This window comes from Phycisphaeraceae bacterium, assembly GCA_019636795.1.
Taxonomy (GTDB): Bacteria; Planctomycetota; Phycisphaerae; order Phycisphaerales; family UBA1924; genus JAHBWW01.
In genome coordinates this window covers 227,755-248,484 of record JAHBWW010000006.1, presented here as the reverse complement: position 1 = coordinate 248,484, position 20,730 = coordinate 227,755, and the positions used below count along the sequence as shown (strand labels likewise).

The 20,730-nt window shown below is 60.2% G+C and carries 22 protein-coding genes; 18 read left to right on the top strand and 4 right to left on the bottom strand.

Translation table 11 applies throughout. The annotated features are described in order from the left end of the window. Positions 1-18: 18 nt before the first annotated feature. Together KF757_13620 and KF757_13615 are read right to left on the bottom strand one after the other, a co-directional pair. Positions 19-354: an STAS domain-containing protein gene (locus KF757_13620; GenBank protein ID MBX3324015.1), complete on the bottom strand. Its 336-nt coding sequence runs from the start codon at positions 352-354 to the stop codon at positions 19-21. Positions 355-367: 13 nt separating this feature from the next. After that, positions 368-1,840 carry a PAS domain S-box protein gene (locus KF757_13615; protein ID MBX3324014.1) on the bottom strand — a complete coding sequence of 491 codons (1,473 nt, stop codon included), beginning with the start codon at positions 1,838-1,840 and terminating at the stop codon, positions 368-370. Between the two features lie 124 nt (positions 1,841-1,964). Between KF757_13615 and KF757_13610 the strand changes: the two genes are divergently transcribed. The 15 genes from KF757_13610 to KF757_13540 all read left to right on the top strand — a co-directional run bounded on the left by KF757_13610 (position 1,965) and on the right by KF757_13540 (position 15,738). Next, positions 1,965-3,053, top strand: a complete 1,089-nt coding sequence (locus KF757_13610) for a flagellar basal body P-ring protein FlgI (GenBank protein ID MBX3324013.1) — start codon at positions 1,965-1,967, stop codon at positions 3,051-3,053. Positions 3,054-3,122: 69 nt separating this feature from the next. Beyond that, positions 3,123-3,512, top strand: a complete 390-nt coding sequence (locus KF757_13605; GenBank protein ID MBX3324012.1) for a hypothetical protein — start codon at positions 3,123-3,125, stop codon at positions 3,510-3,512. Between the two features lie 74 nt (positions 3,513-3,586). Further along, on the top strand, positions 3,587-4,069 hold the full coding sequence (flgN, locus tag KF757_13600; protein MBX3324011.1) for a flagellar export chaperone FlgN: 483 nt from the start codon (positions 3,587-3,589) through the stop codon (positions 4,067-4,069). A 6-nt stretch (positions 4,070-4,075) separates the two neighbouring features. Next, complete coding sequence (flgK, locus tag KF757_13595; protein ID MBX3324010.1) at positions 4,076-5,809, top strand: flagellar hook-associated protein FlgK; 1,734 nt, start codon at positions 4,076-4,078, stop codon at positions 5,807-5,809. 12 nt (positions 5,810-5,821) lie between these two features. Then, on the top strand, positions 5,822-7,867 hold the full coding sequence (locus KF757_13590; protein ID MBX3324009.1) for a hypothetical protein: 2,046 nt from the start codon (positions 5,822-5,824) through the stop codon (positions 7,865-7,867). Positions 7,868-8,019: 152 nt separating this feature from the next. Continuing rightward, positions 8,020-8,469 carry a flagellar assembly protein FliW gene (locus KF757_13585; GenBank protein ID MBX3324008.1) on the top strand — a complete coding sequence of 150 codons (450 nt, stop codon included), beginning with the start codon at positions 8,020-8,022 and terminating at the stop codon, positions 8,467-8,469. A 165-nt stretch (positions 8,470-8,634) separates the two neighbouring features. Then, a complete protein-coding gene (gene csrA, locus KF757_13580; GenBank protein MBX3324007.1) occupies positions 8,635-8,928 on the top strand; it encodes a carbon storage regulator CsrA in 294 nt (97 codons plus the stop codon). 157 nt (positions 8,929-9,085) lie between these two features. Next, positions 9,086-10,660, top strand: a complete 1,575-nt coding sequence (locus KF757_13575; protein MBX3324006.1) for a hypothetical protein — start codon at positions 9,086-9,088, stop codon at positions 10,658-10,660. Between the two features lie 322 nt (positions 10,661-10,982). Continuing rightward, positions 10,983-12,527 carry a flagellin gene (locus tag KF757_13570; protein MBX3324005.1) on the top strand — a complete coding sequence of 515 codons (1,545 nt, stop codon included), beginning with the start codon at positions 10,983-10,985 and terminating at the stop codon, positions 12,525-12,527. 196 nt (positions 12,528-12,723) lie between these two features. After that, the gene (gene nrdR, locus KF757_13565; protein MBX3324004.1) at positions 12,724-13,251 is read left to right on the top strand and encodes a transcriptional regulator NrdR; all 528 of its coding nucleotides are present in this window, start codon (positions 12,724-12,726) and stop codon (positions 13,249-13,251) included. Between the two features lie 41 nt (positions 13,252-13,292). Further along, positions 13,293-14,066, top strand: coding sequence for a CoA transferase subunit A (locus KF757_13560; GenBank protein MBX3324003.1), 774 nt, complete (start codon positions 13,293-13,295; stop codon positions 14,064-14,066). 3 nt (positions 14,067-14,069) lie between these two features. Next, a complete protein-coding gene (locus KF757_13555) occupies positions 14,070-14,351 on the top strand; it encodes a hypothetical protein (GenBank protein MBX3324002.1) in 282 nt (93 codons plus the stop codon). A gap of 41 nt (positions 14,352-14,392) precedes the next feature. After that, positions 14,393-14,653, top strand: a complete 261-nt coding sequence (locus KF757_13550; GenBank protein MBX3324001.1) for a hypothetical protein — start codon at positions 14,393-14,395, stop codon at positions 14,651-14,653. A gap of 40 nt (positions 14,654-14,693) precedes the next feature. Beyond that, positions 14,694-15,356 (top strand): CoA transferase subunit B, encoded by a 663-nt coding sequence (locus KF757_13545; GenBank protein ID MBX3324000.1) that lies wholly within the window; start codon positions 14,694-14,696, stop codon positions 15,354-15,356. A gap of 13 nt (positions 15,357-15,369) precedes the next feature. Next, the gene (locus tag KF757_13540) at positions 15,370-15,738 is read left to right on the top strand and encodes a hypothetical protein (protein MBX3323999.1); all 369 of its coding nucleotides are present in this window, start codon (positions 15,370-15,372) and stop codon (positions 15,736-15,738) included. A 133-nt stretch (positions 15,739-15,871) separates the two neighbouring features. Here KF757_13540 and KF757_13535 read toward each other — a convergent pair whose 3' ends face one another. Next, positions 15,872-16,939, bottom strand: a complete 1,068-nt coding sequence (locus tag KF757_13535; GenBank protein ID MBX3323998.1) for an EAL domain-containing protein — start codon at positions 16,937-16,939, stop codon at positions 15,872-15,874. Positions 16,940-17,180: 241 nt separating this feature from the next. Beyond that, the gene (locus KF757_13530; protein ID MBX3323997.1) at positions 17,181-17,861 is read right to left on the bottom strand and encodes a hypothetical protein; all 681 of its coding nucleotides are present in this window, start codon (positions 17,859-17,861) and stop codon (positions 17,181-17,183) included. 140 nt (positions 17,862-18,001) lie between these two features. Between KF757_13530 and KF757_13525 the strand changes: the two genes are divergently transcribed. Genes KF757_13525 through KF757_13515 form a run of 3 tightly spaced genes read left to right on the top strand, consistent with a single transcriptional unit; the run spans position 18,002 to position 20,692 of the window. Beyond that, positions 18,002-19,027 carry a membrane dipeptidase gene (locus tag KF757_13525; protein ID MBX3323996.1) on the top strand — a complete coding sequence of 342 codons (1,026 nt, stop codon included), beginning with the start codon at positions 18,002-18,004 and terminating at the stop codon, positions 19,025-19,027. Beyond that, the gene (locus KF757_13520) at positions 19,024-19,788 is read left to right on the top strand and encodes a hypothetical protein (GenBank protein MBX3323995.1); all 765 of its coding nucleotides are present in this window, start codon (positions 19,024-19,026) and stop codon (positions 19,786-19,788) included. The genes KF757_13525 and KF757_13520 overlap by 4 nt, the downstream gene beginning before the upstream one ends. Then, positions 19,769-20,692, top strand: a complete 924-nt coding sequence (locus KF757_13515; GenBank protein MBX3323994.1) for an aminotransferase class IV — start codon at positions 19,769-19,771, stop codon at positions 20,690-20,692. The genes KF757_13520 and KF757_13515 overlap by 20 nt, the downstream gene beginning before the upstream one ends. Positions 20,693-20,730 lie beyond the last annotated feature (38 nt).

The following is a 20,730-nucleotide window of genomic DNA, read 5'->3' as shown; positions in this document are numbered from 1 at the left end:
CACACGTCCAAATCAGCATCAGAGAAAACTCCGCACCGCCATCGACGCGTCGTCATAGAACTCGAAGAGATCCGAAACTTCCGTCAACTCGAAGGTCTCTCGCATTGTGTCGCAGGCTCCGCACAACTTCAGGCTCCGCCCGCCACTGCCGACTTCCTCACCAGCCTCGACAAGCGCCAACAACCCCGCGCTATCCACATACGGAATCGCCGAGGCATCGATCACAAGTCTCCCAAGGCTTGCCTCCATCCCGGCGCGCAGACTCGACGTGAACGCGAGCACATCTTCCCCCGCCAATGGTCCCTCAGGTCTCAGCACCAGCACCGCTCCATGTCGCCTTTGTTCGATCTTCATCGCAAAGCCCTCGCTATGCCGCTGCCGCGGTACGCTGTCCCACTGGCAGTCTCACCGTGAAGGTGCTCCCCTTTTCGAGTTCGGACTCCACCGTAATATCTCCACCGTGCAGCCTCGCCACTTCGCGTGCCAGCGTCAGACCAAGACCCGTTCCCTCGATCTCCCCAAGCCGCACGTCTGTCGACCGATAGAAACGCTCGAAGATCCGCTCGATCTCCGACGGGTCAATCCCGATCCCCGTATCCGCAACCTTCACGATCAACCAACCAGCCTCCTCCACTACCTCCAACATCACAACGCCACCACGCGGCGTGTACTTCGTCGCATTCCCCAACAAATTGTGCAGCAGCACCGACAACTTCTCCCGATCGCCGAACATCACCGGCAACTTCGGTGGCAGCACGAAGCTCAAGCTGATCCCCTTTTCCGTCGCCGCTGCCTCGTAATCCGCACGCAGATCCTCGAAGATCGCATCGAGCCTCACATCTCCAGGCCTCAACTGCAATGACCCCGACTCGATCTCGGTCATCGACAGCATGTCTGCCACCACACGCTCCAGCCGCCGCGACTCCTGATTAATGACATTCAGACATTGTTCACGCCGCTTCGCATCGTCTTCTCCTGCTTCGACCGCTTCCTCCACATACAACCTGATATTCGTCAGAGGCGTTCTCAGCTCATGCACCGTGTGCGCCACCAGATTCTTTCTCGCTTCTTCCGCTGCGCGCTGCTGAGTCACATCCTCCACGATCACCACCGCGCCACCATCAGATGCCTGGCTCCCTTTTACACTCACACGCAGCCACGTTCCCGACTCTTCGCTCCCTCGACGCAATTCAAAGACTTCTTTGCGCCTGCTCCCGCCCGAGCAAACACGCTCAGTCGCCGAAGCCATGCTCTCATCGCGCATCACCACGCGCACGCCCTGCCCAACACTTTCGCTCCGATTGATCCCAAGCAACACCCCCGCCGCGCCGTTCATCATCTCCAGCAAGCCATCGCGCCCGAACACCATCACCCCGCTCCACATCGCATCAAGCGCGCCTTGCAGCCCTTCAGCCGAACTCCTCTCTTCGCCCTCGACCCGCGCGAGTGCCTCTGCCGCTTCGATTGCCTCTATGCGATCGCGCTCGGCAAGCAATGCGTTGTACGCCGCACCGATCGGCCCCAGCGAATCTGCCACTGACAAGCATGCAACTTCACGAACCCCGCCCGCATACGCCCGCAGCGACGAACTCACCGCATCAGTCGCACGTCCACGCTGCATGACCCGCGCGCCACACACGCCGACCGCAATCGCCCCGCCCACGCACACGCCGATCAACTCGATCGCAATCTCGCCGCTCTCACGCCAGACCCACAGCACACCCGCCGCACCCGCTGCAATCACCGACAAAACGCCGATAACCGTCAGCAGCCTGGCCGCCGACACCGACTCCCGCCGCGATCCCCGGCTTGTACTCATCTCTGCCGGTTCCCCTGCCATTCCGTCCTCCGATAGACCGACTCACATCCCTCATCGGACTATCCCCGTCCCGACTGTGGCAGCATCCACCCGCATGGCACACCATTCGCGTTTCCCCCTACCAGACCAACCCGGAGCACCACCAATGCGCAACAACCGCGCTCTCTTCGCCATTCTCTTCCTCTTTGTATGCACAGCATGCGCTCACCCCGCAACCGTCCGAGAAATCGCACGCATCAAAGGTCAAGGCGAATCAATCCTCCACGGCATCGCCCTCGTCGGCGGCCTCTCCGGCACCGGTGACTCCGGCAAAGATCTCGTCCTCGCACGCCCTCTCGCCCAAACTCTCGCAAACCTCGGCAATCAGATCCCAAACTTCGAAGAACTCCGAAACTCCAAATCCATGGCCCTCGTCATGGTCACCTGCGTCATCCCCGATACCGGGGCAGAAGTCGACGACACCTTCGACATCCAACTCTCCGTCATCAACTCCGCATCCAGCCTCCGAGGCGGAGAACTCTGGGTCGCACCACTCACCGCAGCTGTCCCCGGCGGCGAGGTCTACGCCTTCGCACAAGGCACCATCATCATCGAGGACTCCGCAACCCCCACGGTCGCACGCGTCCGTGGCGGCGCACGCATCGTCCGCCCAATCCGCACCACTCCAGCCGTCACCCACGCCTTCGACCTCATCATCCACAAACACTTCTCAGGCTGGACCGCCGCTTCCCAGGTCGCGAGCCAGATCAATCAGCAATACCTCCTCACCTCCAAGAAACTCTCCGAACCCGTAGCAGTCGTGCTCAACGAACGCGCCATCCGCATCAATATCCCCGAAAACGAACGCGCAAATCCTGCCGCATTTGTCGGCGATGTCCTCAGCGCAGAAATCAACACCACAATGCTCGGGCTCCCCGCGATGGTCGTCGTCAACTCACGCTCGGGCGGCATCGTCGTCACCGGCGATGTCGAAATCAGCCCCGCCATCATCACCCATGGCGGCCTCACCATCACCACCACAACCCCGCCACCCGTCCCGACGCCCGACGCTCCTCTGATCGAGCGGCGCCAGTGGGCTCCGATAACCACCGAAACTTCGCAAACACGCCAGGCACGACTCCAGGATCTTCTCCGCGCCTTCGAACAACTCGACGTCCCATCGCGCGATCAGATCGAAATCCTCCAGATGCTCCACCGCGCCGGAAAACTCCACGCTCGCCTCGTCATCGAGTAAGTCTCTGATCCCTTGCGGGCCTTCGCCTCGATTCAATCGCCGTTCAACCTACAAGCAGGAATCCACTCGATGCTCATCTCCCCCACCAACTCTCTCCCAAACTCTCTGACTTCTTCCCATTCAGCCCCCACGCTCGACAACCAGCGCACCTTTGCCAACATTCTCAACACCGCCAACCGCAGCGCCCCTCAGTCGCAAAGCCTGACAGCACCACAACAGACGACTTTGGCAGACGCGCAAAACGCCGCAGCCCAACTGGTCTCCATCACCTTCGTCGAGCCAATCCTCAAGGAAGCGCGCGAGGCCCGTTCCACCGAGCCCCCCTTCGGCCAGACCCCCGCCGAGCGGCAATTCGGCTCCCTTCTCGACGCTCAGACCGCCCAGCGCATCGTCTCCAACTGGAATCTTCCTCTCGTCGATCGCATCGCACGCGACATCATCGCCCGCTCCGCAGCCTGATCATCGCAGCGATTCGCACGACCAATTCTCTGGCACGCCATGTGCGTCTCTGTTCGCAAACGAGAACGCACACCATGCCTGAAACTCATTCCGAAACAGCCGCAACCATCGCTCGCATCCTCGCCGATCTCATCGCCGAGCACGAGACCCTTCTCCAGGCCGCTCGCGCTCATCGCGCAGCACTCGCCCGCGCCGATCGCGCAGCAATTGCCGAGGCCATCCGCGCACAAGCCGACTCCATCGAGCGCATCCGCGATCTCGACACGCTCCGCCGCAATACCTTCGGCCAGACCATCTCCGTTCTCGATCTCGCTGCCACGCTCCCCGATGCCCCGCGCCGCCGCGTGCTCGAACTCGCCGCACGTCTACGCGAAATCATTCAGAGCGTCCGCGATGAGCAAAACATTGTGGCCATCGCAAGCCAGTCCCTCCTCGCGCACATGGAAGGCATGCTCCAGCAAGTCGCCGCACGCCTCAACCACGCCGGAACCTATGGCCGCCTCGGTCGCGTTGATGCATGCTCCACAGTTGTCTCGGGCATCGATCTCACAAGGTAACACACCATGAGCCTCACCGGCGCCATCCAGATCGCACGCTCCGCGCTGACCACCAGCCAACTCAACCTTCAGGTGGCGTCGCAGAATCTCGCGAACATCGCCAACCCTCACTACACCCGACAGACCGCACTCCTCGAAGGTGTTCGTGGCCAGGCATCCGACCGTTTCATGCCCGGGCGCGGCGTGCAGATTCGCGCCATTCAGCGACAGGTCGATAACGCCCTCCAGGCCCGCCTCCGTAACGGCATCGCCGAGGAGCAAGCCGCCGCACAACGCCTCAACGTGGCCTCGCAACTCGAATCCGTCCTCAGCGAACTCACCGGCTTCGACCTCTCGACTCAACTCAATGACTTCTTTTCCGCCTGGTCCGACGCTGCAAACCTCATCAACTCCAGCGCAGTCGTCATCGAACAAGGCGACCGCGTCGCGTCCTTCATCCGCTCGATGCGCTCCGACCTTTCTGCCCTGCGCGAGCAGATCGAATCCAACATCGACGCCAACATCGCACAAGCCGACGCCATCATTTCCGAGATCGCAAGTGTCAACGCCGCCATCGCAGCGTCTGGCCCTTCCAACGCGTCCGCAAACCCGCTCCGCGACCGCCGCGACGAACTCGTCAATCAACTCTCATCCATGATGAATGTCTCTGTCGTTGAAGACGCGCAGGGCAACTACGACGTCTTCGTCGGATCCACGCCGGTTGTCCTCGGCGGGCTCTCCAGAGGCCTCGAAATCGAACGCGTCCCCGATGGCGACCAACTCTCCGTCCGCGTTCGAGTGCGCGACGATCAATCACCCATCGCCATCACCTCCGGCTCCATCGGCGGCCTCCTCGAAACACGAAACTCCGTCATCGATACCACCATTGCTCGACTCGACACCCTCTCCTCGCAGCTCATTTTCGAAGTCAACAAACTCCACAGCACAGGCGCCTCCGACCCCGGCCTTCGTTCAATCACCGCCGCGTTCCAGGTCCTGCCTTCCGACCTCGCAACACCATTCAACAGCCCAAGCAACACCACCTTCGCCGGCAACCCCTTCGCACCCAAGAACGGCGGTTTCTTCGTCGAAGTCAAAAACTCCACCACCGGCGCAACCCAACGCGTCCGCATCAATGTCGATCTCGACGGCCTCAATGCCTCGGGAATGCCCGGCACCGAAGATGACGCAACCCCCGCGAGCATCGCAACATCGCTCAACAACATCAACGGCCTCTCCGCCTCCTTCGGGCCTGACGGCAAACTCAGGATCGCCGCCGCACCAGGTCTCGAATTCCGCTTCGCTGACGATTCTTCAGGCGTTCTTGCCTCCCTCGGCGTCAACGCTTACTTCACCGGTTCCGATGCACGCTCCATCTCCGTCAATCCCGATCTCGTTGCCAACCCATCTCGCCTCACTCTCGGCAGCATCGAGAACAACGTCTTCGTTCAGAACGGCACCGCCCTCGCCATCGTCGATCTCCAGAACACCAAACTCGGCGCTCTCAACGGCTTCTCACTCCAGGGGCATTGGGCACAGTCCGTCCAGAACGTCGCTGTCGAGTCCTCGTCCACCGAAACCCTCGCCTACGCAAAATCCGTCGTCCGCCAGAGCCTCGAGGCTCAACGCGCCAGCGTCTCGGGCGTCAGCGCCGACGAAGAGTCCATCAATCTCATCAACTCACAGCAGCAGTACGAAGCCGCCGCGCGAGTCATCTCGCTCGCCGATGAAATGCTCCGCACACTCATGTCACTCGTCTGATCGAGGCACACCATGACCAGTTTTCCCGTTGGATTCAACCGCGCACCGACTCTCATGACCTCCCAGTCATCCCTCGCGCGCCTCAACTCGACCAACCTCGCACTCTATCGCCTGAGCGACCAACTCTCCTCAGGCCTGGCAATCTCACGCCCCGGCGACGACCCCGTCAAGGCAACCTCCATCGCCCTCCTCGACTCGCGTATCGAACTTTCCACACGCCGCATCTCCAACCTCTCCTACGCCACCGACTCCCTCGACACGCTCGACCTCGCGCTCGGTGAAGCCACAGACCTTCTCAACGAAGCCAAGTCCCTCGGCCTCGAACAGATCAACACCGGTTCCTCACCAACCGAACGCGCCAATCAGGCAATCGTCATTCAATCACTCATCGACTCTCTCCACCGCGTCTCCAACCGCCAATCTATCGTCGGGCATGTCTTCGGAGGCTCGCGCCCCGGCAATGCACCAGTCGAAGCCTTCGGTGCCGCATTTCGATTCACCGGCCAACGCGGCGGACTCCACACCGACCTCGGCCCGCTCCGCTCAATCCCCATCACCCTCGGCGCCAACAACATCATCGGCTCAACCTCCGCACGCGTCGCGGGCGATGTCGAACTCGACCCTGCGCTCGACCGCGACACGCGCATCGTCGATCTTCGCGGCGCACGAGGCCTCGGCGTCCAACTCGGCACCTTCCTCGCAACCTTCGAAAACCTCGAACCAATCCAGATCGATATCGCCGACGCAGACACCGTCGGAAACGTCATCGACCGCATCACCGCATCCATTCGCCAGTACGAATCGGCAAACAACATCACCATCCTCGGGCCCGACGGCATCTACCTCGACGGCACCAGCATCGCCATCGACATCCAGGCAGGCGAACTCACATTCTCCGACCCCCTCGGCGGCGTCACCGGGCAAGACCTTGGCCTCGCCACCGCACCAAACACGCCATTCGAACCCGGTCGATCACACTCCACAAGCCTCAGCCCTCGTCTCGCATGGAACACCCCCGTCAGCGCACTTCAGGCACTCGCAACCCCGCTCGGTTCCATCCGCATCAACAATAACGCAGGCACCGCCATCGTCGACCTTTCCAACGCAAACACACTCGAAGACATCCGAACCCTCATCGAAGGCACAAACCTCGGCGTTCGTGTCGAAATCAACGACGATGGCACCGCCATCAACGTCGTCTCCGAAATCTCCGGAGGACGCGCTCACGCTCTGTCCATCGCCGAAGTTAGCGGCAACACCGCACAAGCACTCGGCATCCGCTCACTCCTTCCATCAACCCAACTCTCACACTTCAACGACGGGCGCGGCGTTCAAATCGTCCACGGGCAGATCGACCCAATCTCAGGCCTCTACGACCAGGCACGCAACGTCGACTTCACCATCACTCTCGGCGACGGTTTCGAAATCCCCATCGACCTCCGACCCGACGACATCCTCACCGTCGAGTCATTCCTCAACGCTGTCAACACGCAGGCCGACGCTGCCCTCACTCTCGCCGGACGCCCGACGACTCAGTTCCAGGCCTCACTCAACCCCACCACCAACGGCATCCTCTTCACGCAAGCCCCCGGCCTCGCGGGTAGCGCTATCACCGTCACCGCACGCAACAACTCAACCGCCGCAGACCAACTCGGCCTCCTCAACTCAAACTACGACCCCACCACCGGCTCTCTCCTCAGTCAGGACCGCGCCACCGTACGCCCAGACAACGTCTTCACACATCTCATCGATCTGCGCCATGCCCTCGAAACCAACGACCTGTCTGGCATCCAGATTGCGACAGACAAACTCGACGAATCGCTCGGCAGACTTGTAGAAACCCGTGCCTTCGTCGCCGGATACGCACGCAGAGTCTCAGACGAAACCGCGCGTGAGGAGGACCGTCAAGTGCTCGATCAGCAGATGCGAAGCCAACTCCGCGACCTCGACTTCGCACAGGCCGCAACACGCTACTCACAGCTTCAGACTCAACTTCAGGCCGGCCTCCAGGTCACCGCTCAACTCTCTCGCCTCTCGCTTCTCGATTTCCTCGGTTAACCACACTTCGGACTTCCTTGGCCAACCGCCAGGCAAGCCCATTCAAGTCAGCCGTCCGCGCACATCAAGGCCCGTGCGCGGTGACAGGAGGTCATCCGACGTGGAGCGTCGGGGCCGAAAGGCAAGCAGGGGCCGCAGAATTGGAGAGCACAATGGAAGTGCCGACCACACGGTTTGGGGTGATTGAAGTCGCGGAGGACCGCATCATCACCTTCGCAAAAGGTCTCCTCGGGTTCTCGGAACACGCACGATACTGCCTCCTCGAACCCGGAGATGACGCCTGTTTCTTCTGGCTCCAGTCAATCGACCAGCCAGACCTCGCGTTCGTCGTCACAGATCCTTCCTTCTTTATCCGTGACTACGCCGTCCCCATCCGCGAGGATCAGGCCCAGGCCATCGGGATCAAAAACCTCGAAGAGGCTCAGGTCTTCGTCATCGTCAACAAAGTCGGTGACCAACTCACCGGCAACCTCCAGGGGCCTCTCATCATCGACACCGTCTCTCGCAGCGGGCAGCAGATCGTCCTCGCCGACAAGCGATGGACCACCCGCGAGCCGCTCATCCGCGTCAACACTGGCGCAAGACTCGCCTCCGCGTCGTGATTTCTCCGTTCGTCCGTTTTACCTTTCCGCTCGGGCATGCGCAAAAAACGCGCTTCGTTCCGCCCGCGCACACGGCAATCCCGTGAGACCATTCACCCACTCAAATCCCGCGATCGCTCACAGCGCAGAAAATGCGCCGCGATCCCGCGACCAAGGAGCCGAGAAATGCTGGTCCTTTCAAGACAGCGCGACGAGGCGATCATCATCGGAGACGAGGTCGAAATCACCATCGTCGACATCCGGGGCGACAAAGTTCGCCTCGGGATCTCCGCACCCGCCAGAATCGCCGTACACCGCAAAGAGGTGTACGACGCAATCACCAGGGAAAACGCTCAGGCCGCTTCCATTCGCACTGACGAACTCTCTCAGATCGCAAACCTCATCGGCCCAGGGCCAACCCGAAAGGGAATCCCCGCCGACGGCATCACAGCACCGAATCAAGTCAAAAACACCGCGTGACCATTCATGCACCTCACTCTGGCACGCAACTTGCGTAATCGTTCACTGCTCGACACCATCGGGGTCATCGGGCAACGTTTCCAAGACGCACGTCTTCTCAGTGAAGGCACATTCGTTCGCGTCATTCGCAACTTAGCCTCAATCATGGAGGATTGTCATGGCTAGGATCAACACTAACGTATCAAGCATCATCGCACAAAACAACCTCCGCAGAAGCGGCGTCGAACTTGATCTCAGACTCCAACGCCTCTCAACAGGCATTCGAGTCAACCGCGGCAAGGATGATCCCGCCGGAATGATCATCTCCGAGCGAATCAAGACCGATCTCTCCGGCATCGAGCAGGGGATCCGCAACGGCGAACGCGCATCTTCTGTCATCGCGACCACCGAATCTGCCCTCACCGAGGTCTCCGATCTCCTCAACACCATCAAAGCGCTCATCGTCGAGTCCGCCAACACAGGCGCAAACTCCGCCGAAGAACGCGCAGCAAACCAACTTCAGATCGACTCCGCGATCCAGTCCATCACGCGGATCTCCAACACCGCCAGTTTCGGCGGCCTCAAACTCCTCAACGGATCCCTCGACTACGTCACCAGCGGCGTCTCATCCAGCGCCATCAGCAAGGCTCAGATCTACAGCGCTTCCTTCATCAACAACCAGGCGATCGAAGTCGAAGTCGATGTCGTCGCCTCTGCACAGACCGGCGGACTCTTCCTCAACGGACTCATGGGCGTCGGCTCTCAATACGGCGATGGACACGTCCAGTCCACGACCACCATCCGCATCGAAGGATCGCGCGGCGTACAGGAACTCACATTCTCCAGCGGAACATCCTTCGCTTCCATCGTCACCGCTATCAACGCACGCAAGGAACTCACCGGCGTCTCGGCAGAACTCCTCCCCGGCGGCATCGGATCGGGTATGGTCTTCCGCTCCGCAGAATTCGGTTCCAACGAGTTCGTCTCCGTCACGCGCGTCGGCGGGCCTCCCGCAGCCGAAGATCCCTTCGTCCTCTATAAGATCGCAAACAACAACCCATGGCCCGATATCTCAACCGATATGGACTGGGCAGCACGCATCGCCTCCGGAGACCTTGTCGTCGCAACTCGAGACACCGGACGTGACGTCCAGGCACTCATCAACGGCACCCTCGCAACCGGTCGCGGACTCAATGTCTCTATCAACAGCTCCTCCCTCGGGCTCGAGCTCCTCCTCCACGCCGATCTCGCAATCGACCCCACCGCTGCCCCATCAATCTTCAACATCACCGGCGGCGGATCCCTCTACCAACTTGGGCCCGATATCAACGCCCTTCAGCAGGTCAACGTCGGTGTCCAGTCCGTCGCTGCAGAAAAACTCGGCGGAACACTCTCCAACGGTGCCATGTTCTTCCTCTCGAGTCTCATGAAGGGTCAGTCAAACAGTATCGAGGAATCCATCCGCCGAGGTGACTTCACCACCGCAAGCGACATCCTCGATAACTCCATCGATGAAGTCTCAACCCTCCGAGGTCGCCTCGGTGCATTCGAGCGAAACGTCCTCGAAACCAACGGCCGCTCACTCCAGGCCGCATTCGAGAATCTCACCGCCTCCAACTCTCGCATCAAGGACGCAGACTTCGCATTCGAAACCAGTCAGCTCACCCGTGCACAGATCCTCCAGGCATCTGGCACCACCGTCCTCGGCCTCGCAAATCAGCAGGCACAGCAGGTGCTCCAGCTCCTCGGATGATCCGATAATTCAACAGTGATCCCATTCATTTACGCGGATCACCCTCAACTTCACTGATAACCCCCTGATCGGACCTCCAGCGACCCCGGAAATTCTCTTCCGGGGTCGCTTGTCTACTCAACCCGCCTCTTCTGTTCGCCGATGTCAACTTCGACCCTGAGGTAGGGTCAGCCTTGCGAGTCTGAACCGAACGGATTCGGTTCAGCCAGACAGGGAATGGGCGTTCGGAGGTCTCACGGAAAAAACCGCCAGAGACCAGGCATAGGACCGTGGCTCAGCAAAATCCACGAGTCCGGGGAGTGTTCACGGAGGAAGTCTTGTCATGAGTCGAATCAACACAAATATTCAGTCCATGGTCGCACAGCGCGTTCTCGGCCAAAACAACAACGGCCTCAGCACCGCGCTCCAACGTCTCTCAACCGGTCTTCGCATCAATCGTGGCAAGGACGACCCCGCAGGTCTGATCGCATCCGAAACGCTGCGATCACAAACCCGCGCCATCGGCGCCGCAATCGGCAACGCCGAACGCGCTGATACCGTCGTCAACATCGCTGAAGGCGGCCTTCAGGAAGTCTCATCGCTCCTGACCGAACTTCAGGGCCTCCTCACCGCTTCGGCAAACAAGGCCGGCGTCTCATCCGAGGAACTCGCCGCCAATCAGCTTCAGATCGACTCCATTCTTCAGACCATCGACCGCGTCGCAGGCGCAACCAGCTTCCAGGGGACCAAACTCCTCAACGGGTCCTTCGACTACGACACCACCTCCGTTTCCAGCAACGTCTCCGACTACCGCGTCAACGGCGCAAAGTTCGAGAGCGGCTCGCTCGATGTCTCCGTCATCGTCACCCAGTCCGCTCAGCAGGGCTCACTCTACCTGTCACTCGGCGGCGGAACCCTCGACCTCGGAGGCACCGCAAACGTCACCAGCTCCTTCACCATCGAAATCGCTGGCGCGCTCGGTTCACGCGAACTCACCTTCTCGTCCGGACAGACTCTCGCTCAGATGGTCGCTGCTATCAATACCTTCTCCGACGTCACGGGTGTCGTTGCTGACACATCCACCGTTACCGGGTCTGCCGCAACCGGTATTACCCTCCGCTCTCGTAACTACGGCTCCGATCAGTTCGTCTCACTCCGTGTGACCGACAACGGCTCCATCGGCACCGACGACAGCATCGGCATCTACACCTTTGAAGCAAACGACACCAACACCGTCGACACCAACACCTTGGTCACCTTCGAGTCAACCTCGGCAGCAAACGGGTTCAAGGACGCCGGGCTCGACATCAACGGAACCATCAACGGCGTCGCCGCGACCGGCAAGGGACGCTCCATCAGCATCAACACTGACTACCTCGACATCGAAATGACTCTCGATGCCAGCGGCAGCCAGACTCTGGGCGCAATCTCCGCACTCACCATTCAGGGGGGCGGTGCAGACTTCATGCTCGCCCCGGATGTCGATATCTCCGGAAAGGTCTCTCTCGGCGTCGCCAATATCGCGTCCCGCAAGCTCGGCGACTCCTCCAGCGGCTTCCTCAACGAACTTGGCAGCGGCAAGACATTCGACGTCACCCGCACCGCCAGCCTCTCCACCGCTCAGGAGATCGTCGACAAGTCCATCAAGCAGGTCTCGTCGCTCCGGGGACGCCTCGGTGCATTCCAGACCAACGTTGTCGGTGCAACGATCCGAAGCCTCGGCGTCGCACTCGAGAACACCGCCGCCGCAGAGTCCGTCATCCGTGACACCGACTTTGCCAAGGAAACTGCGTCCTTGACCAGGAACCAGATCCTCGTCCAGGCCGCAACCAACACCCTCTCGCTGGCAAACAGCCAGCCGCAGTCGGTGCTCCAGTTGCTCGGCTAACCCGAACAACTCGTCCGAACCCCAAAGCCCAGGGACTCCCCTCCCTGGGCTTTTTTCTTGCGCCTGTTCCATTACTCAGGCATTTACCTCTATCATTGCTCGCCTTTGACAGATTCACCACGATCTGCCATGATGTTGTGGCAATGTCTGCACTACCCCACTATCCCAAGCGTGCTCCCTCACGAAAGCAAACCCAATGATCTGCCCCTACTGCAACAGCCACGAGGACAAGGTCATCGACTCCCGCGCTACCGAAGCAGGCCAGACCATCCGCAGACGCAGGCAGTGCCTCAAGTGTGACCGACGCTACACCACCTACGAGCGCGTCGAGGCCGCCAGTCGCCTCACCGTCATCAAAAAGGACGGCAGCCGCGTCGCCTTCAGCCTCGAAAACGTCCTCTCAGGAATCAAAGCCGCCTGTGGCAAGCGCCCAGTCCCCGAAGACATCAAGCAGCGCATCGCCGAAGAGACCGAAGAGGAACTTCACGCAGAGTTCGATCGCGAAGTCTCCAGCACCATCATCGGCGAACGCGTCATGGCAAAACTCCGCGCCATCGATGTCGTCAGCTACATCCGCTTCGCCACCGAACACCTCCAACTCAGCACCCTCGACGAAATCCGACGCGAACTCGAAACCCTCCACGCTCGCCCGCCAGATCTCCCAAATCAGGAAGACCTCTTCCCACGACGCTCACGCGCCGAAGAACCTGCCGCAGAACGCTGACCCCACTCTACAATCGTCGGCACACCGATCAGGACCACCTCATGCACACCAAGCACTACGAATCAGCACTCGCAGCATTTGCCGGCCTCCGCGAACAAGGCATTCTCCGCGATGGCATCAGTGTCATGGTCGGTGGCTTCGGACTCTGCGGCATCCCCGAGCACCTCATCCTCGCTTTGCGAGACTCAGGGCTCACCGGCCTCACCTGCATCAGCAACAATGCAGGCGTCGATGACTGGGGACTCGGTCTCCTCCTTCAGACTCAGCAGATCCGCAAGATGATCTCCAGCTACGTCGGCGAAAACGACACCTTCGAAGCACAGTACCTCTCCGGACAACTCGAAGTCGAGTTCAACCCCCAGGGAACCCTCGCCGAACGCATCCGCGCAGGCGGCGCAGGCATTCCCGCCTTCTTCACTGCTACAGGCGTCGGAACCCTCGTCGCCGAAGGAAAAGAAACTCGTCACTTCCTCCGCCCCAGCGACGACACCGCAACATTCAACCGCAGCAAATCCCCCGAAACCACAGGCCAGGCTCGCCAATACGTCATGGAAACCGGCCTCTACGCCGACCTCGCACTCGTCAAGGCATGGAAAGCCGACTCCTTCGGCAACCTCGTCTACCGCAAGACCGCACGCAACTTCAACCCAATGATGGCAACCGCAGCCGCATTCGTCATCGCCGAAGTCGATGAACTCGTCCCGCTCGGCTCGCTCGACCCCGACTCAATCCACACCCCAGGAAACTACGTCGATCGCTTCGTCGTCACACAAAGCGTCAAACGCATCGAACAACGCACCGTTCGCCCCAACTGAATCATGAAACGAAGGCTCTACCGGCGCCGACGTCAACGCTCCAGCCGCGACAACATCCGCCGCGCAGCCATCACCATCGGACTCATCCTCCTCCTTGCCGCAATCGCCCTCCCGCTTATCGACTCATTCAACCGGGCAGGACTCATCGAGCGCGCCTTCGGCTGGCGAGCGATCCGCGACTTCTCCTCACGCGCAGCAACCAGCATCATGAACGATCGCCGCCTGTTGTTCGCAGCCATCGCCGGAATCGTCCTCATCATCATCGGACTACGCGTCCGACGCTAACCTCGCAGCAAATACGGAACTCTCATCCACAGGAACCACCCATGCGACTCATCGCCTACTGCCTCCTGCTCGTCGGCGTCGCCATCATGGGTTGGGGACTACAAACCGCATTCGGCGAACTCATCACCCTCTACAACGACCTCACCAACGACGTCATGAACGCAACCTCCCTCGACGACGAATCCGCAGTACCTGACCGAATGCTCCGCGCAGCACTCTTCGGAGCCGTCGGCTTCGTCCCATTCGTCGTCGGTCTCATCCTGCTTCTCAAGGCCAAACTCGCCCGCCGACGCACGCCCTGAACCATTGACCCCCTGCAACAATCCTCGCCTATCCTGTCACATGCCACTCACACGCGAACAGATCGCTGCACGCGCCGCTGCCGAACTCCGCAATGGTTACATCGTCAACCTCGGCATCGGCATGCCAACCCTCGTCGCCAACTACATCCCCGATGGCATCGACGTCTGGCTTCAATCCGAGAACGGCCTGCTCGGCATCGGGCCATTCCCCACCGAAGCCGAGGTCGACCCCGATCTCATCAACGCCGGCAAGCAAACCGTCACCGCACGCCGCGGCGCATCATACTTCTCCAGCGCCGATTCCTTCGCCATGATCCGAGGCGGGCACATCGACATGTGCATTCTCGGCGCCATGCAGGTCAGCCAGGAAGGCGACATCGCAAACTGGATGATCCCCGGAAAGATGGTCAAAGGCATGGGCGGCGCAATGGATCTCGTCGCAGGCGTCCGCAAAGTCATCGTCACTATGGAGCACAACTCCAAAAAGGGCGAACCAAAAATCGTCCGCGAGTGCTCCCTCCCCCTCACCGGCCGCCGCTGCATCGACATGATCATCACCGAACTCTGCGTTCTCGTTATGGACCCCAGTCAACGCCGATTCCGCCTCACCGAACTCGCCCCAGGCGTCACCACCGCCCAAGTCGTCGAGAAAACCGAAGCGGAACTTCTCACCGACATCAAGCCCCTCATCATCGACCGCTAATTGAGGATCACTCATGCCATGGCGAGTTCAAGGTGAAGTGCAACATGGCGACAACATCGGATCAGAACGCGATCTCTACGTCATCGGCGTCAACAGCTCCGCACAGGCCATGAACATCGCCGCAAAACACGGCCTCAACTGCCGAAAAATCGACCCTGTTCACAATGACGAAATCCCCGAAGACGCCTGGGTCATCACAATCCCCGACGCACCAACACCGACATCCAATCCTCTCGCTATCCTGGCCGCATCATCGCTCATACGCCAACCTGTGCGCACAATCGCCTTGGGCGTGCTTCTCGGATGGCTCATGATTGCTGCCATTTACATCTTCTTGCTCCTGCTCTGGTGGGCCTTGCCTTTCGACTCGTTTCTCTTCTGAGTCCGTCCGCATCCTCCGACAAAAAGAGACCACGCCCAGCGCGCACTGTCTCCGACAGCCGCCAACTGAACGTGATCAGGGAGGAAGTGCAAACGTCATCGACACCATATGTCGAGTATGCCAAGCCCGCGCCTTACCCGGCTGCACGCCAAGGCAAGCGCACCGACCTGTTCGGTATCGCTTCAGGCCTCCCGATCAGGAAGCCCTGAAGATAATCCACATCCAGCAGCCGCACCAGCTGATACTCCATCTCCGTCTCCAGCCGTTCCGCAATCACCTTGATCCCACGCTCCTGCGCCAGCCTGAAGATCCCGTGAATGATCGCAAACTTTCTGCTCGTTGCAGCCTTCTTCACCAGACGCTGGTCCACCTTGATGAAGTCCGGCTCGATTCGATCGATCAGTCCAAGCGGTGCATTCGCCGTCGAAACATCACTCATCCCGATCTTCACCCCCAGCCTCCGATACGTCTGAATCATGGTCCGTAAAAAATCAAGATCCGGCAACTCGTGCGCCACCGACATCTCAAAGATCAATCGCGAAGGATCAAACCCAATTGATTCCGCAACCTTTACTGTGCCCTTGACACAGAACGCCGAGTCGCACACCGCCATCGGAAGGAAGTTCAACACAAAGTGCTCGTGAGGCTCAAGGTGATGCAAACCCTGAATCACCGCCTGCCGACGACACATCGCATCAAGATCAAGCGTGCGCCCATGCGCCTTCGCCGCCGCAATGATCTCCAGCGGGCCCACTTGACGCGCCGACTCATGCGACGATCGCATCAACGCCTTGAACGCAAACACCAACCCCGTTCGCGCATTCACAATCGGCTGATACTCAAACCGCACACTTTCCTTCGCCAGCATCTCCGTCAGCCACGGCGTCTCGAGCCTCAGAAGCAACGTTTCTACCGGCACCGCGCTCCAAGGCTCAAAACGCCCGTCCTCGCCCACCAACACCCCACGCACCGCCTGTCGCCCCTCAGGGCTCAGCGGCTCAAGCACGTCTCGCACAAGATGCAGACAATCCGGACCATCAACGATATACGCCCCCGGAGGCTTCTTCGAAGGACGAAAATGCTCCTCGAAGCGACGCATCAGGTCCGGTATCTGCGTGAACAACGCAATACTCAGACCTTCATGCTTCTCCGCACCCCGCGGCTGTACCTCTCGACGCGATGAGTTTTGTGAACTTCCCATTGCCATGCGATCCTCCGAGGCACGCTGTTCACATGCTCGAAAGTTCTATCGGCGGCAGAAGTTTCACGATGGAGCGACTGCCAACAGAAGAATGAAAACGCCCGGAACATCCGGCTCAAGTTGTCGCTGCTCCTCGTTCGATACAGCTCCAAGGATTTTTCGTCGGGGTAAGTCTCTATCCCACACTAGATGGTTTCATCTACCGCTCGCGCACGCAAACTCCGAACCCAAGCGCATCCCCTCATCCGCCAATCGTTCGCCCCAGAGTCTTCTCGATCGATCGCTTGAACTCATCCGAAATGTCGTACTCCACGAAACCCGACCCGATCCCCGCGTCATCCGCAACCTTCCGGGCACTTTCGATCGCCCCCAGCACCTCCGACTCCCGCACCGACGACGCCTGCCGAAACGTCCGATTTCCCGAGGAATTGACATCCGACACCGAATCAACGATCGGCTCAACATCCCGCCACGTCAGCACACCCGTCACCAACCCCTGCGATATCCGGTTGAGTGTGACCCGAGCATCCTCCTTCTGCTCATCCGTCAGGCTCGAACCCTTCACATACACAGCCTCGAACTGCATCACCATTCCCATCGCAATCGCCGGGTTGGTCTCAAAATCGCTCAACAACTGCCCGACCTCGTCCATCGTGACATTGCCCGCAAGATACTCGGTCCGCACTTGCGCGATGATCTCCTTGATCTCGACCTTCTCGTTCGCAGGGATCTCCGAGACATCAACAACCGTATTGAACGCCGCTACCACCAGGCTCGAAGACCACTTCTTGAAATTGATCGCAACCAGCACCCCCCCCACGATCATCAGCAACACCACAATGATCACCGCAACCAGGCATCCCTGCAGCAAGCCCCCACGACGGTGAGGCGTCATCCACTTCGATCTCGATACTGCCAGCATCGCAACACTCCTTCACGCACAGCAATCAACTGCACAACACAAGGTCGATCCACTCGGCGCCCTCAGTGTACTCTATAGGAACTCTCGCTGCAAATTTGCACTAGATCGGCACCCATACTGGCCTCGCCTACCATCGCTCGATGCTCTCATGGTTCGATGCTCACCTCGATCTGGCGTACCTCGCCGAACTCGGCCGCGACATGCACGCGCCCCTGCACGACTGCCGCGGCCCTCTCCAGCCCGCCGCTGTCACTCTCCCCGCTCTCCGCCAGGGTCGCATCCACGCATGCCTCGGCACCGTCTTCACCGAAGCTGTCGACTCCGCCACCACCGACGCCGCCCCCTACACATATCCCCACGACAACACCAACGCAGCAAGCATCGCAGGCCTCCGACAGATCAAACTCTACCACGCATGGCGCGACGCCGGGCTTATCAACATCATGCCCCCACGCGGTCACACCCAATGGGCATCCACATCCCCCACCCTCCAACTCGGCATCCTCATGGAATGCGCCGACCCAATCGAATCTCCCGAAACCCTCGTCAACTGGTACGAACACGGCGTCATCGCAATCGGACTCGCATGGTGGCGCGGCTCACGCTACGCAGGTGGCAACGGCACCCCAGGACGCGGGCTCACCCCACAAGGCCGCGAACTCGTCGCTCGCATCGACCAGCTCGGCATCGTCCACGACCTCACCCACCTCTCCCAGCACGCAACCGACGACCTCCTCGAACTCTCGCCCGCAACTCCAATCGCCTCACACTCCAACTGCCGCGCACTCCTCGAACCCGACAACGAACGACACCTCGCCGATTCCACAATTCGCGAAGTCGGCAACCGCAACGGCATGATCGGCATCAACCTCGTCCGCAACTTCATCCGCACCGGCATCGACCGCAACAACCCCAACGACCGCCCCACCATCGCCGACACCATCGCACATGTCGAACGCATCTGCGAAATCATGGGCCACCGCCGCGGCGTCGGTCTCGGCTCCGACATGGATGGCGGCATCACCGCCCACGATCTCCCCGCAGGTATCAACCGCCCCGCAGACCTCACACTTCTCGCCGAAGAACTCCACCGCCGAAACTGGTCCGACGCCGACATCGAAGGCTTCGCCTTCAGCAACTGGGCCCGCTTCTGGAGTGCCTCGTGAGCGACCGCCACATCGCCATGTGGTCCGGGCCTCGCAACATCTCCACAGCCCTCATGCGCTCCTTCGAATCCCGCCCCGACACCTTCGTCTCCGATGAGCCTCTCTACGCACACTATCTCAAATCAACCAATCTCGATCATCCCGCACGCGACCAGATCATCCGCGAACACGAATCCGACTGGCAGATCGTCACTCGCGCCCTCGTCGGCCCAATCCCACGCAACAAAACAATCTGGTACCAGAAACACATGGCCCATCACCTCACCCCCGAGGTCGGGCGCAAATGGATCCACTCACTCCACAACGTCTTCCTCATCCGCCAGCCCGAGGACATGATCACCAGTTTCATCAAAGTCATCCCCGACCCACGCCCCACCGACCTAGGCCTCCCGCAACAACTCGAACTCTTCGCCTCGCTCTACCGGCGCACCGGAAAAATGCCCATCGTCATCGACTCACGCGACATCCTGCTCGATCCTCACTCAATGCTCTCTCGCTTGTGTCACGCACTCGACATCCCCTTCACAAACGCCATGCTCTCATGGCAGCCCGGACCACGCGACACCGATGGCGTCTGGGGACCACACTGGTACGACAGCGTCTACGCATCAACCAGTTTCGCACCGTATCTCCCTAAAAATGAGCGCGTCCCCTCGCACCTCGCAGCCGTCCTCGACGACTGCCTCGCGCTCTACCACCAACTCGCACAGCACAAACTCACACTGCCCACGGAACACCCCGATGCTCCAGACCTTCAATGAACTCAACCGCGATCTCATCGTCAACATCAACAGCGAGCTCGTCCACCGCGATCACGCCGGCATCAGCCCATTCGACTCTGCCGTACAGGGCGGCGACGCCGTATGGGAAGGCCTCCGCGTCTATCAGGGCCGCATCTTCAAACTCCGCGAACACCTCGACCGCCTCCGCTCCAGCGCCCTCGCACTCGCCTTCACCGACATCCCCTCACACGATCACATCACCCGCGAACTGCAACGCACCCTCGAAGCCAACCGCATGTTCGATAACGTCCACATCCGCCTCACACTCACCCGAGGCGTCAAAATCACCAGCGGCATGGACCCACGCCTCAACCAGTCCGGCCCCACACTCATCATCCTCGCCGAACACAAAGCCCCCGTCTACAACTCCGCCGTCGGTTCCACCGGCCTCTCCCTGATCACCTCCAGCATCCGCCGCTTCTCGCCCGACTCCCTCGATCCGAAAATCCACCACTGCAACCTCATCCAGTCCATCCTCGCAAAAATCGAAGCCAACAACGCACACGCCGACGACGCCATCATGCTCGATAAGCACGGCTTCCTCGCCGAAACCAACGCCACCCACGTCTTCATCGTCACCAATGGCATCGTCGAGACCTCACGCCTCGTCGCATGCCCCGAAGGCATCACACGCGCCACCATCCTCGACCTCTGCCGCACTCACGACATCCCGGCCGTAGAACGCGATATCTCCATGACCGAGGTCTACCGCGCCGACGAATGTTTCACCACCGGCACAATGGGCGAACTCGCATGGGTCGCTCGCATTGATGGCCGCCCAATCGGCACCGCTGCCCATCGGCCCATCACCACGCGACTCACCACCCTCTTCCGCGAACTCACAACGCACCAGGGCCAGCAACTCGTCCAGCGCCCAACCTGACCAATCACGCTCACTGCACAGTCGCGCAATCACTCAAC